The following is a 13,520-nucleotide window of genomic DNA, read 5'->3' as shown; positions in this document are numbered from 1 at the left end:
TTTTTTTACCCGTTTTTAATCAGCTTTTTCTCCAGCAATTCTACGAGCTGATACATAATTGTCGCGAAAACTGCAATAATCAGGAGTGAAAGCAGCACAAGAGAAAAATTAAAGACCTGAAAGCCATAGATGATTAAATAGCCGAGTCCTTTGGCTGAAACAAGAAATTCACCCACGATGACCCCCACCCAGGACAGCCCCACATTTACTTTTAAGGTGGATATGATTGTAGGAAAGCATGCCGGCAATACAGCCTCCCTGAATGTTTGCAGTCTTGTGGCCCCGAAAGTCTGAAGGACCTTTAAATAGTTGGGATCTACTTCTCTGAATGAGGTATACACCACAATGGTCGTAATAATGACTGAAATAATGGCACCCATGGAAATTATGGATGTAAAACCCGGCCCGAGGACAACAATCAGAATCGGCCCGAGTGCAACCTTTGGCATGGCATTTAATATAACCAGATAAGGGTCAAGCACTTTAGATAGAAAAGGGGACCACCATAGTGCAGCAGCAAGCATAGTTCCAAGCAGTGTCCCCAGAATGAAGCCAAGAATGGTTTCAAAAACAGTAACGCTGATATGGGTGATTAAAGATCCGTTAGAAAGCTTTGTGAGGAATAGTTCCCATATCTTTGCGGGTGAACTGAAAATGAGCGGATCGACCCACTCCATTCTCGAAAATAGTTCCCAGCCAGAAAAAAACACGAGGAATATAACTAACTGATAGATGCGCACCTTACGTTTTTCCCTTGTTAACGAAGATTTATAGCGGTCATGCAGATCCTTAACGTTTAGAGATGTTTTCAAGACCCTCAAGCTCCTTCCAAATCGTCTGGAATAGTTCCTGGTATATCGGATGGCTTCTTGTCTGAAAAGGGGTCAGGCCCCTGATCTCTTCTGGGACTGCAAATGTGGCATGCAGCCTGCCTGGATTTGCCGAAAACATAAAAATCCGATCGCTCATAGCGATAGATTCTCCGATATCGTGTGTTACGAGAATGGCTGTCTTTTGGAAGGATTTCAGTGTTTCGAATACTAAATCCTCCAGCTTTAATTTTGTCTGATAATCCAGTGCGGAAAAGGGTTCATCCAGCAATAAAATTTTAGGATCAACAGCAAGGGTCCTTGCAAGTGCTGCCCGCTGCCTCATCCCCCCTGAAAGCTGTTTTGGGAATTGCCCCTGTACATCTTCAAGCCCAACATCCTGCAAAAGCTTAAGTCCCTTATTCCTTGCGGCTTCTCCATTTTCATTGCGAAGCTTTAAGCCGAGCACTACATTTTCCTCAATGGTTTTCCACGGGAACAGATAATCTGATTGAAGCATATACCCGATTGAATTTTCCGTTCCTTCATGCAGCTGGCCTTCCCCGAGCATTACCTTTCCTGCTGTAGGAGAAAATAGGCCGGCGATAATAGACAGCAATGTTGTCTTGCCGCAGCCGCTGGGGCCGAGGAAGGAAATGAATTCCCCTTCCTCAATTTCTAAGCTGATTCCATCGAGAGCTGTAAATGCGGCAGTTTTAGAAAAATACGTATGGTGAATGTTCTGGATCGATAAAAAACCCATGAAGGATTCTCCTTTCTGCGGCAGATAAGCTATTTCTTTGAAGCCTTTTCTGCAATCTCTGTGTTCACCAATTTAGAATGCTCCACCCTGGACGGCAGCTCGCCAGCTTCATTCATGATATCCTGCAGATTATTCCACTCTTTTTTATCAAGGATGGGATCTGTTGCATATGAGCCCTGTGATTTATACCGGTTTATGACCGTTTCAATGGTTTGCAGATCTGTATCTTCGAAATATGGCTGGATGACTTTTGCCACTTCACCCGCATTATGCTTTTGCACCCAATCCTGGGCTTCTTTTATGGCTCTGGTGAATTTTTCAACTGTGCTTTTATTCTTTTTTATAAAGCTTTTTTTGGACATATAAGTGGTGTATGGCAAATGTCCGGACTCTGTACCGAAGGAAGCGACGATATGCCCTTTTCCTTCCTTCTCAAAAATGCTTGCTGTCGGCTCAAACAGTTGAACAAAATCTCCCGTTCCGGATGCAAATGCAGTCGAGATATTGGCATAGTCAATATTTTGGATGAGTTTGAGATCCTTTTGGGGGTTGATGCCATGCTTTTTCAGCACAAACTCACCAGCCATCTGCGGCATGCCGCCTTTTCTCTGGCCGAGGAAGGTTGATCCTTTCAGCATATTCCAATTAAAATTGTCGATTTTTTTTCTCGAAAAAAGAAAGGTTCCGTCTGTCTGGGTCAATTGGGCGAAATTGATGACAGGGTCCTTAGATCCCTGGGCAGCAACATATATAGATGTTTCAGACCCCACCAATGCCACGTCTGCTCCGTTGGATAGCAGGGCAGTCATCGTTTTATCTCCTCCGGCTGTCGTTTTCAGATCAATATCCAAACCTTCTTTCTTAAAAAATCCTTTTTCAATGGCCACATATTGAGGCGCGTAAAAAAGGGAGCGTGTCACCTCTGCAATCCGGACTTTTGTTAAATCCTCTTTTCCGCATGCAGCAAGAGGAACAATTAATATACATGCAATCAATATAATCCATCCAGCTTTGATCCATTTCTTCACAATGTTGCCTCCTTCATTAAATGAAACATATGCCTTTGGGCTGTTTTGAATTATCGTATGATGGAGAGGGAAATGTGTGATTGCCTTTTTCCTGAGTTTTATGCTAAATAGATTCCATGGAAATGGGGTATAGTTAAGTGGATTGCAAAGATGAAAAATAAAGGCTGTTTTCGTAAACGTTGCTGCTATTGAACAAGGTGGCTGATTTCCGCTCCAGGATGTTCGCTTTCCGCGGCGGGCGGTGAGCCTCCTGGGCTGCGCCTGCGGGGTCTCACCTGTTCCACTAATCCCGCAGGAGTCTCGCACTTTACGCTCCAATCAACCTGACTTAACAATGGGATCGCCTTGCAGAACTTATTAAAAAACAACAATCTTTAAGAAAAGAGCCTTAAGAAAAGAGCTAAAATAAAATAGCAGAGGGGGATTTTCATGATGGATGGAACCATCATATCCAAAGTGCGCTTTCCTTCTCCGCATCCGCATATTAAGCTATATACCGTTACATATCTGTCTCAGGGCCTTCATGTGAAAGGCCTTCTGGCTGAGCCGGATGGCGGGGAAATGTATGAGGGTTTCTTATATTTGCGGGGCGGAATTAAGAATGTCGGAAAAGTAAGGCCAAGCAGGATTATACAATTTGCATCAAAGGGGTTTATTGTTTTTGCACCCTATTACAGAGGAAATCAAGGCGGCGAAGGTGATGAAGATTTCGCTGGTGAAGACAGAAATGATGCATTCGCCGGATTTAAGCTGCTTGAAAATCATCATCGTGTCCAGAAGGACCGCATCCATGTATTTGGCTTTTCCCGAGGGGGAGTGATGGCTTTATGGACAGGCATCTCCTGTAAAAATACAGCATCAGTTGTGACATGGGGTGGCGTTTCGGATATGGCTCTAACCTATGTAGAGAGAGTGGAGCTCCGCAGGATGATGAAGCGTGTGATAGGCGGCACTCCGTTAAAGTATCCAGAGCGCTATGAATACAGAACACCATTGTACCAAGCTGAAGAGCTAAATGTTCCAGTCCTGATTATTCATGGTGAAAGGGACCGGAATGTATCGGTGGAACATGCGCACCGATTGGAGAAAATCTTAAAAGAAAAAGAAAAGCTGGTGGAAAGCTGGATATTCAGTGAATACACACATTATTTCCCTCCTGCAGTCAACCGGAAAATAGTTGGAGATTTAACACAATGGATGAAAGTGCAGTAGCATTAAGTTAAAATGTAAATAGAAAAAGGTTTTAGTAGGAGGATTAATATATGGGGATGCCAATGGAATTGAACACCATGATTGTAACGAAGGGACGCGAAATCCGCAAGGAAGAAAATATGTTCAGCCTTGTGAAGGAGGGGTACAGACTTTATCCAATTGATATTCCAATTGAGGTAAAGAAGACAATTCAAAGTGACTCCAGCGGCATAGGGATTATTAAAAAAGTAACATGGGAAAATGAACAGACCGCCATTACCTATCGTCTTGTTTCCTTGAATTCAACCAACTGAATGCCACCCAAAAAAAGCCATAATCCGGCAAGGATTATGGCTTTGGCGATTTAAATAAGTGGTCCGCCTAATTCTTTGATATCACTTGGCACATTGTTGAACTTTTGGAAATTTGTCAGGAATTTTGCAGCCAGTTCTTTGGCGGTTTTTTCATATGCTGCTTGATCTGGCCATGTTTTGCCAGGCTGGAGCACTTGATCTGGGACCCCAGGCACATGCAGCGGGATATCGAATCCGAATATTTCATCCTTAACTGTTTCCACATTGGATAGTTCACCTTCAAGGGCAGCCTGAACCATAGCTCTTGTATAGGCAAGCTTCATCCTGCTTCCAGATCCGTATCCTCCCCCGGTCCATCCTGTATTTACAAGGAATACCTTTGCTCCATGCTGATCGATTCGTTCACCGAGCATTTCAGCATAACGGCTTGCAGGAAGCGGCAGGAATGGAGAACCAAAACAGGTAGAGAATGTGGCTTCAGGTGAAGTGACACCGCGCTCGGTACCTGCTAATTTACTGGTATAGCCGCTTAGAAAATGGAACATGGCTTGCTCTTTGGTCAATTTGCTGATTGGCGGGAGAACGCCTGATGCGTCTGCCGTTAAAAATATGATGGCTGATGGATGTCCTGCAATGCTTGGGTCAATAATATTATCAATGGACTGAATCTGATAAGCCGCTCTTGTGTTTTCCGTAAGAGAGCTGTCATCATAATCAGCTTCCCGTGTAAGAGGGTTGAGGACGACATTTTCCAGCACGGCTCCAAAACGGATGGCATCAAAGATCTGCGGTTCCTTTTCTCTTGATAAATTGATGCATTTGGCATAGCAGCCGCCTTCGATGTTAAAGACCCCGCCTGAAGACCATCCATGTTCATCATCCCCGATTAAACGGCGGTTAGGATCTGCTGAAAGTGTCGTTTTGCCAGTGCCTGATAGCCCAAAAAACAATGCAACATCTCCTTCGCGGCCAACATTTGCGGAGCAATGCATAGGCAGGATCTCATTTTCAGGCAGCAGATAATTCATCACGGAAAAGATGGATTTCTTCATTTCGCCTGCATATTCGGTGCCGCCGATTAAAACCGTTTTCATTTCAAAGGAAATAATAATAAAGGTTTCCGTAAGTGTACCGTCAAGTTCCGGATCTGCTTTGAAATCCGGGGCTGAGATAACAGTGAATTCAGAATTATGTCCGCGCAGCTCTTCTTCATTTGGCCGGATGAATAATTGATGGGCAAACAAATTGTGCCAGGCATATTCGTTTATGATTTGAATAGGCAGGCGGGTCTTTTCATCAGCACCTGCAAAGCCTTTGAAAACAAAAACTTCTTCTTTTTCTTTTAAATGGCTGATTACTTTATCATAAAGCTTAAGGAAGACTTCTTTGGCAATCGGCTGATTGACAGTGCCCCAGTCCACTTTATCAGTGACTGAATCTTCCTTTACTATATATTTATCTCTTGGTGAGCGTCCCGTATATTTTCCTGTTTGCGCTTTCACGGCACCGGTTGAAGTAAGGACTCCTTCTTTGCGGTTTAATACTTTTTCCACAAGCTGCGGAACAGAAAGCTGTACATGTACGTTGCTTCCGGATAATAGTTGATGCAGTTCATTTGAAATGTCTACGGAATTCATGTAAGAGGTACCTTCCTTTATCATATTTAATGTTCAATATAAAATAGTATAACACATTAAGACTATTAATCTATACTAATCACTAACTTTTTATGGCCTTTTTTTAATGACTAAATTTGATGGTTTTGGAAAGTTTAAAGACAGGGGATTTTGCCTGTTTGACCCGGGAATTCTGCGTTGTTTGAAGGGTGAATTGAGTAAATTATGACTGTGAAACTTGCCTGATTTTTCCACTGCCGGCGGCGTCTTATACCACCAGACTTTGCTAAAAAAGTGAGGAGAAAATAAACATAGGCCTAAACAAAGATTGAATTATAGAATAAGCGGCCGGGCAGAATGAAACAGGACTTGCTGGAAATAAAAAAAGAGGGGATCGATCACACCGTACGATGATCGAACAATCAGGGCGGAAATGACAAGAAAAAAGAGTTGACATGATTCGACTTCTTACGTTATTATTTTACCTTGTACGGATTCTCTTATCCCGAGTTGGCGGAGGGACAGGCCCGATGAAACCCAGCAACCTGCTATTATTAAACTTGACTCATCTGAATGATTTGGATGATTATAACAAGTGGAATTTTAGCGATGGTGCTAACCTGATGCAAGGCTAAGAAACCCTTGAACGATAAGAGTGAAAGGATAGATGTCAGACAACAAACCTTTCCTCACCAACCTGGAAAGGTTTTTATGCATTTTTCATGCCTTTGTTCTAATGAAAGAGTGCATGTGAGTGTCATATTGTTATTTTTCTGCATTTATTATTGGAACTAATAAGGGAATGAGCTCCGTCAAAACAAGTGATGAAAAGGCAGTGAAATCCTGCCGGCTCAAAACTAAAACATACCATACTCTAAGGAGGAAATAAGATGTCAAAGAAACGTCGTCTATTTACTTCTGAATCTGTTACAGAAGGCCATCCGGATAAGATTTGTGACCAAATTTCAGATTCTATACTAGATGCAATTCTTGAAAAAGATGCAAATGCCCGTGTTGCTTGTGAAACCTCAGTTACAACAGGTTTAGTACTGGTTGCAGGCGAAATTACTACGTCTACATATGTAGACATCCCTAAAATTGTGCGTGACACCATTGCAGGAATTGGCTATACACGCGCCAAATTCGGCTTTGATGCCCAAACTTGTGCAGTTTTAAGTTCAATCGATGAACAGTCTGCAGATATTGCACAAGGTGTTGACCAGGCATTGGAAGCACGTGAAGGACAAATGTCTGATGAAGAAATCGAAGCAATCGGAGCAGGAGACCAAGGCTTAATGTTCGGTTTTGCCTGCAATGAAACCAAAGAGCTTATGCCTCTTCCGATTTCACTGGCACACAAGCTTTCACACAGATTGACTCAAGTCCGAAAAGACGAAGTTCTTGATTACCTTCGCCCGGACGGCAAAACACAGGTAACTGTTGAGTATGATGAGAACAATAAACCAGTCCGCATCGACACAATCGTTATCTCTACCCAGCATGCTCCTGAAGTCAGCTTAGAGCAAATCCAAAGCGACTTAAAAGAACATGTCATTAATCCCGTGGTTCCTAGTGAATTGATTGATGAGGATACAAAATATTTCATTAACCCGACTGGCCGTTTTGTAATTGGCGGGCCTCAAGGGGATGCAGGTCTAACAGGACGCAAAATCATCGTAGATACTTACGGCGGTTATGCACGCCACGGCGGCGGTGCTTTCTCTGGAAAAGACGCTACAAAAGTTGACCGTTCAGCAGCATATGCAGCCCGTTATGTTGCAAAGAACCTGGTTGCTGCAGGTCTTGCAGATAAGGTTGAAGTGCAGCTTGCATACGCTATCGGTGTAGCTCAGCCAGTTTCCATTTCAGTAGATACATTTGGAACAGGAACCATCAGCGAAGATGTTTTGGTTGATCTTGTGCGCAGCAACTTTGATTTGCGCCCAGCAGGAATCATCAAAATGCTGGATCTTCGCCGCCCGATTTACAAGCAGACTGCAGCATACGGACACTTTGGCCGTACTGACGTAGATCTTCCTTGGGAACGTACTGATAAAGCTGATTCTTTAAAAGAACAAGCTTCTCAAGCGTAAAATAGGAAAAAGCTGTCCTTAAAGACCGGAATCTGGCCTTTGAGGGCAGCTTTTTGTTTTGGCTGTTTCCGTAAACTTGGGATTGCCTCACAGAACTCATGGGAGATTAACTTTTAAAAGTCAGATTATTTTATGCCAGTATTAAGAATAATAATAAAATGTTTATTCGATGGCTTCAGCATGCTTATAATACTGTCCTTTTTCTGCATATTCCCGGACAATCCGCTCCATATCTTTTTTATCTTCTTCTGTTAATTCCCGGATCACTTTAGCGGGCCTGCCAAAAGCGAGCATGTTAGGAGGAATGGTTTTTCCTTGAGGCACCAGGCTGCCTGCCCCAATGAATGCACCTTCGCCGACTTCCGCTCCGTCCAGCACGATGGAGCCCATCCCGATGAGCGAGCCTCTGCGGAGTATACAGCTGTGCAAAGTAACCTGATGTCCGACTGTCACTTCATCTTCAATGATAAGTGGATTTCCTGGACTTTGATGCAGAACGCTGTTGTCCTGGATACTGACCTTTTTGCCTATGACTGTCGGAGCCACATCCCCGCGGATGACCGTGTTGAACCAGATGGACGTTTCCTCTCCGATTTTCACATCTCCGGTTATGATTGAGTAATCCGCAAGATAAACGCTTTCATGAATCTCGGGTATCTTTCCTTTGTATGGGTAAATAGTCATGAAGAATCAAATCCTTTCCGAAGCGAGTGTTTTTTATGTATGATTATATAATATCAAATGTTATCATTACATTCTGCAATTGAAGCAATAATACAACTAGAATAGATATTTTAAGGAGGATTTTCTGTATGTGGAAATGGGAGGCTGAAGGCAGCGCCAAAGGTGTAATTGTCATGATCCATGGTGCAATGGAGCATCATGGGCGCTATAAATGGCTGTCTCAGATGTGGAGGTCATCAGGATACCATGTAATCATGGGAGATCTTCCGGGCCAGGGCATGACGACCAGAGCCTTTCGGGGGCATATTGAATCCTTTGACCAATATTTATATGAAGTAAGAGGCTGGATTGAGGAAGCATATAGTTATTCCCTGCCGGTATTTTTGCTTGGACATAGTATGGGCGGCCTTGTTGCAATCCGCCTGCTGCAGGAGGAAGAGCTGGATCTTGCCGGTGTAATCCTGTCATCTCCATGTCTCGGTCTGGCATTGCATCCTTCAAAGCTTATGAATGCTCTCTCCCGAGGGCTTAATATTACATTTCCTAAATTAAGAATAGATGCAGGGCTTACACCCGAGTTAGCAACTAGAAATGATGATATCAAAGAATCTGATCTTAATGATTCTCTTTTTGTAACGAAGGTTTCTGTCCGCTGGTATAGGGAACTGCTTAACGCAATGAAAGAAGCGTTTGAAGAAATTCCTGAATTTGAGGATCTTCCCCTTCTTGTCATGCAGGGCGGAGATGATAAAATTGTGGACAAGCGCCTTGTGCGTGAGTGGTTCAATTACAATCTTTGCAGCGAAAAGCAGTTTAAAGAATGGCCGGGCCTGTATCATGAAATATTTAATGAGCCTGAAAGAGAAGATGTGTTCCGATATGCCCTTGGGTTTGTGGAGAACAGACTAAGGGCACTAGGTTATATTATGCAGTAATGTACATCCAATTAAAAAGGTTTGCCTGCCCTGATCCGGGCTGGCAAACCTTTTTATCTTTTTTCGATGGCTATAACAAATGGCGGGCTGTTCACCTGGTTGATAAAACTGTATTGCAGGACATGGGCTTTTTGCTGATCCAGGCCGGCTGCAAACTCCAGGATTTCCTCTTTCTCCCGTGCTCCCCCGGGATGGCCGTGATAAATGACCAAAACAATGATTCCTTCAGGGGCCATGATATCAAGCAGCTGTTTAATGGCCGGAATGGTTGTCGATGCCATGGTTACAATCGTTTTATCGCCGCCTGGCAGATAGCCTAAATTAAAAATTGCTCCAGTGATTTTGCCGAAGTGCTTTTTGGGAATATTGGCGGTGATATGCTGATGCCCTGTCTGGAAAAGTGTGCATTGATGATCCAGATTGGCATCGGCAAGTTTCTTTGAGGTATGTTCAATTGCTTCTTTTTGAATATCAAATCCGTAAACATGTCCATCTTTTCCTGTGAGCCCTGCAAGGTAGACGGTGTCATGGCCATTGCCGGCAGTACCGTCGATTGCGATGTCACCAGGCGCAATGGCCGTTTGGAGCAATGATTGTGCAAACGGCAGGTTTTTTTTCAGTTTCATGGCTGCGCCTCAAGAACCTGTTTGTGAAATTTACCCTGCCAGCTGTCCCGTCTTTTAAGCTCTGCGTCTATTGCGTTTAACACCTTCCACTTGTTAAGGCTCCACATTGGGCCAACCATCAGTTCGATGGGACCGTCGCCTGTAATTCTGTGGATGATCATTTCGGGCGGGATGATTTCAAGCTGATCTGCAACAAGGCTTATATAATCATCAAAAGATAAAAATTCGAGCAGTCCTTTTTCATATTGCTTTATCATTGGCGTACCCTTTAGAAGATGCAGAAGATGAATTTTAATGCCCTGAACATCTAGTTTTGCTGCTTCACGTGCTGTTTCCATCATCATTTCTGCCGACTCTTGCGGAAGGCCGTTGATGATATGGGTGCACACCCGGATTCCATGCTTTCTCAGCTTGCTTACCCCTGTTTTATAGCATTCAAAATCATGGGCGCGGTTAATCAGCTCTGCTGTTTTTTCATGCACGGTCTGAAGCCCGAGCTCCACCCATAGATATGTGCGCTGATTCAGTTCGGCAAGATACTCAACAACATCATCAGGAAGGCAGTCCGGCCTTGTGGCAATGGATAGGCCAACCACACCTTCCTGTTTAAGAACAAGCTCATATTTTTCCTTTAATTCTTCAAGAGGAGCATGAGTGTTCGTAAATGCCTGGAAGTAGGCCATATACTTGCCATCCTTCCACTTATCGTGCATCTTCTCGCTGATTTTTTTGAATTGGACTTCAAGATCTTCTGCCCTGTTTCCGGCAAAATCACCAGATCCAGCCGCACTGCAGAAGGTGCAGCCGCCATGTGCCACTGTACCATCACGGTTTGGACAGTCAAACCCGCCATCAAGCGCCACCTTGAAAACCTTGTGGCCGAACTCCTGTCTGAGGTGGTAATTCCACGTATGATACCTCTTATCATCTGAAGCATATATAAACGGGTTACTCCCGGACATATCAAAAACCTCCCAAACCTTGGCTTTGCCTTGGTTATATTGTTTCTTTTTACTGCACGCCTTCTATTCTGATGCCGTCTTATGCAGGTCGGAGGCCCCCTGGACGGGGGTCACAAAGACGTTGCCGCAGGACGCGGCGTTCTTAGTCTTTGATCTGCTATTCAGGCGCTTGCGCTTTTTGTTAATCCAGCTCCAGCGCCTAGCCCCTCGAGGTCATAAGCCACATCAGAATTGAAGGCAAAGAGCGCCTTCTATTCTGATGCGTCTTATGCAGGTCGGGGCTGAACAGGCGCTTGCGCACTATATGTATCATCTCAAATTTTCGTTTTTTTTTCCACTGGCTTGTGCGGACGGGGGATGCAGTTTGAAATTGGTTTTTCTTGTATGAGATATTACGGGCGGTGTTAGCAGAAACTAGGAGGGATGATGATTTCATCATACAAGCTACCTGGGGAGAGGATATGGATGGCGACAAGACAATCGATCGAGGATTGCCTGCAGCAATGTGAAGCTGCTCTCAGAAGCGGCCTTGAACAGTACAGGGAAGGCGCTAAACAGGAGCATTACGGAGATTTAGTATATACAGATTCACAAGGCCTGCTACAGGAAGCATTAAATGATGTGGACCGGATGTGGGAAAGCTGCAATCATCAGCAGAGAGAGCAGCTGCACAGAATGAGGCTTCAGCTTCAGCAGATGCAAAATAACATGATTCTGCTTAGCCATTAAAAAAGCATTGCAAAAAGGCACTGAGGAATTTTTCATTTCCAGTGTCTTTTTTGTGCGTTAAATTTTATATTTTCAAAAAAAGGCAGAAACTCTAACTTCACGGAAAAGACATAAAAAAGTATTGCAGCCGTTCTAAAAAAGCAATAGAATAATGTGGGCTCAAAAAGAAACTTACACATAGAAGGAGGTTAATGATGCCTCGATCATTATGGCTTTTAATTATCGGAATGGCCTTGAATGTAACTGCTTCATCATTTCTGTGGCCTTTAAATACAATTTATCTTCATAAATATCTAGGGGAATCATTATCTGCAGCAGGGCTTGTATTAATGGCAAATTCCCTTGCCAGCGTTTTCGGCAACCTTTGCGGCGGTTATCTTTTTGATAAGGCAGGCGGCTATAAAAGTGTGCTGGCTGGAGTGTTCATTACCTTTGCCTCCTCAATCGGCATGGTAGCCAATCACGAATTAGTATCATATACAATCTTTCTAACACTGTCAGGATTCGGGACAGGAATTATTTTTCCGGCCATTTTCGCGATGGCTGGCTCTGTCTGGAAAGAGGGCGGAAGGAAATCTTTCAATGCCATATATGTTGCCCAAAATCTTGGTGTGGCACTTGGATCAGCATTGGGCGGAATTATTGCATCGTACTCGTTTCAGTACATATTTGCTGCGAATGCGATTATGTATCTGGCATTTCTCCTGCTGGCTGTGTTCGGGTTTCGGGGGATTGAAGGTGATGCTGCCGTACAGACTTCTGTTTTGAATGAAAGCGTACCTGTTAAGCATAGCAAAAAAATTCTTGCTTTATCCGTTCTTTGCGTCGGGTACTTCTTGTGCTGGATCGGATATGTGCAGTGGCAATCCACCATTGCTGACTATACTCAGCAAATTGGCTTATCACTAAAGCAATACAGTTTATTCTGGGCAATAAACGGATCGATTATCGTTCTTGCGCAGCCGGTCATCAAAGTCCTGATTAAATGGTTTGCCAAAACGCTTAAAATACAGCTTGTTGCTGGAATGCTCATTTTTATCATTTCGTTTACAGTCGCGGCAAATGCGCATGATTTTTCCGGTTTTTTAACTGCGATGGTGATTTTGACGATTGGTGAAATGTTTGTCTGGCCTGCAGTTCCTGCTGTGGCCAATGACTTGGCCGTAAAGGGAAGGGAAGGATTTTATCAGGGCATCGTCAATTCAACGGCAACTGCCGGTAGAATGGTCGGCCCGCTTCTTGGCGGTTTTCTGGTCGATACACATGGCATGAATATGATGTTCAGCATTTTTACAATTTCATTCGTCATTGCCATCATTACTATATTTATGTATGAACGTGTCTTAAAGAAGGCAGAAGAAAATAATCAGGTAGTTTCAGATCTTTGACAGTTATTTTTGAAGAAAAAGGGCAAACATTTCCTTAATTTCTGAATATATAAAGAAAAACTGTTTATAATCTTAAATACCTGCTCTTGCTTTTCTTGCAGAAATTTACTAGAATACCTATATAATTAAATAAAAATGAAGAACTATGATAAGGAGCAGTAGCGGTTAGAACCTGTTATAGAGAGTTGGCGGATGGTGCAAGCCAATCAGGAGAGATCGTGAACTCGCCTTGGAGTTCCAGGCATGAAGCATTTATTAGTGTTTGGCGTTTATCCGCGTTAAGGAATTTAAGCTGGGCGAGTTTTATTTCGCCAATGTGGGTGGTACCGCGGGAAGATCATACATAATCCTCTCGTCCCTTTTTGAGGGATGAGGGGATTTT

At 43.6% G+C, this 13,520-nt stretch carries 13 protein-coding genes, 1 riboswitch and 1 other annotated feature; of the genes, 6 read left to right on the top strand and 7 right to left on the bottom strand.

The annotated features are described in order from the left end of the window. Window positions 1-5: 5 nt before the first annotated feature. The 3 genes from ACN6MY_RS21725 to ACN6MY_RS21715 are packed head-to-tail and all read right to left on the bottom strand — an operon-like array spanning window position 6 to window position 2,600. Complete coding sequence (locus tag ACN6MY_RS21725; protein WP_419882028.1) at window positions 6-812, bottom strand: ABC transporter permease; 807 nt, start codon at window positions 810-812, stop codon at window positions 6-8. After that, window positions 790-1,572, bottom strand: a complete 783-nt coding sequence (locus ACN6MY_RS21720; protein WP_419882027.1) for an ABC transporter ATP-binding protein — start codon at window positions 1,570-1,572, stop codon at window positions 790-792. Before ACN6MY_RS21720 ends, ACN6MY_RS21725 begins: the two co-directional genes overlap by 23 nt. A 29-nt stretch (window positions 1,573-1,601) precedes the next feature. Then, window positions 1,602-2,600 (bottom strand): ABC transporter substrate-binding protein, encoded by a 999-nt coding sequence (locus tag ACN6MY_RS21715; protein ID WP_419882026.1) that lies wholly within the window; start codon window positions 2,598-2,600, stop codon window positions 1,602-1,604. Between the two features lie 429 nt (window positions 2,601-3,029). Between ACN6MY_RS21715 and ACN6MY_RS21710 the strand changes: the two genes are divergently transcribed. Together ACN6MY_RS21710 and ACN6MY_RS21705 are read left to right on the top strand one after the other, a co-directional pair. Next, complete coding sequence (locus tag ACN6MY_RS21710) at window positions 3,030-3,812, top strand: alpha/beta hydrolase family protein (protein WP_419882025.1); 783 nt, start codon at window positions 3,030-3,032, stop codon at window positions 3,810-3,812. 50 nt (window positions 3,813-3,862) lie between these two features. Continuing rightward, entirely contained in the window at window positions 3,863-4,105 is a 243-nt protein-coding gene (locus ACN6MY_RS21705; RefSeq protein WP_419882024.1) for a DUF2584 domain-containing protein, read from the top strand. 50 nt (window positions 4,106-4,155) lie between these two features. On the opposite strand, the gene pckA is transcribed toward ACN6MY_RS21705, so the two are convergent. Then, window positions 4,156-5,742 carry a phosphoenolpyruvate carboxykinase (ATP) gene (pckA, locus tag ACN6MY_RS21700; protein ID WP_419882023.1) on the bottom strand — a complete coding sequence of 529 codons (1,587 nt, stop codon included), beginning with the start codon at window positions 5,740-5,742 and terminating at the stop codon, window positions 4,156-4,158. Window positions 5,743-6,218: 476 nt separating this feature from the next. Beyond that, window positions 6,219-6,377, top strand: a riboswitch (SAM riboswitch). Window positions 6,378-6,611: 234 nt separating this feature from the next. On the opposite strand from pckA, the gene metK reads away from it, so the two are divergent. After that, entirely contained in the window at window positions 6,612-7,814 is a 1,203-nt protein-coding gene (metK, locus tag ACN6MY_RS21695; RefSeq protein WP_419882022.1) for a methionine adenosyltransferase, read from the top strand. A gap of 162 nt (window positions 7,815-7,976) precedes the next feature. Here metK and ACN6MY_RS21690 read toward each other — a convergent pair whose 3' ends face one another. Next, window positions 7,977-8,498, bottom strand: a complete 522-nt coding sequence (locus ACN6MY_RS21690) for a gamma carbonic anhydrase family protein (RefSeq protein WP_419882021.1) — start codon at window positions 8,496-8,498, stop codon at window positions 7,977-7,979. Window positions 8,499-8,626: 128 nt separating this feature from the next. Here ACN6MY_RS21690 and ACN6MY_RS21685 point away from each other — a divergent pair, with 128 nt between their 5' ends. Next, entirely contained in the window at window positions 8,627-9,433 is an 807-nt protein-coding gene (locus ACN6MY_RS21685) for an alpha/beta hydrolase (RefSeq protein WP_419882020.1), read from the top strand. 53 nt (window positions 9,434-9,486) lie between these two features. On the opposite strand, the gene ACN6MY_RS21680 is transcribed toward ACN6MY_RS21685, so the two are convergent. Next, on the bottom strand, window positions 9,487-10,059 hold the full coding sequence (locus ACN6MY_RS21680; protein WP_419882019.1) for a class I SAM-dependent methyltransferase: 573 nt from the start codon (window positions 10,057-10,059) through the stop codon (window positions 9,487-9,489). Next, the gene (locus ACN6MY_RS21675) at window positions 10,056-11,021 is read right to left on the bottom strand and encodes a TIGR01212 family radical SAM protein (RefSeq protein ID WP_419882018.1); all 966 of its coding nucleotides are present in this window, start codon (window positions 11,019-11,021) and stop codon (window positions 10,056-10,058) included. The genes ACN6MY_RS21680 and ACN6MY_RS21675 overlap by 4 nt, the downstream gene beginning before the upstream one ends. Window positions 11,022-11,486: 465 nt before the next feature. Here ACN6MY_RS21675 and ACN6MY_RS21670 point away from each other — a divergent pair, with 465 nt between their 5' ends. Then, entirely contained in the window at window positions 11,487-11,750 is a 264-nt protein-coding gene (locus ACN6MY_RS21670; protein WP_419882017.1) for a YtzC family protein, read from the top strand. 191 nt (window positions 11,751-11,941) lie between these two features. Beyond that, a complete protein-coding gene (locus ACN6MY_RS21665; protein ID WP_419882016.1) occupies window positions 11,942-13,138 on the top strand; it encodes an MDR family MFS transporter in 1,197 nt (398 codons plus the stop codon). 136 nt (window positions 13,139-13,274) lie between these two features. Next, window positions 13,275-13,501: a binding site (T-box leader), on the top strand. Window positions 13,502-13,520 lie beyond the last annotated feature (19 nt).

Origin of the sequence: Peribacillus sp. B-H-3 (assembly GCF_048572925.1) — a bacterium.
Taxonomy (GTDB): domain Bacteria; phylum Bacillota; class Bacilli; order Bacillales; family DSM-1321; genus Peribacillus.
The sequence above is the reverse complement of the archived record's forward strand: the minus strand, read 5'-3'. Positions and strand labels throughout refer to the sequence as shown.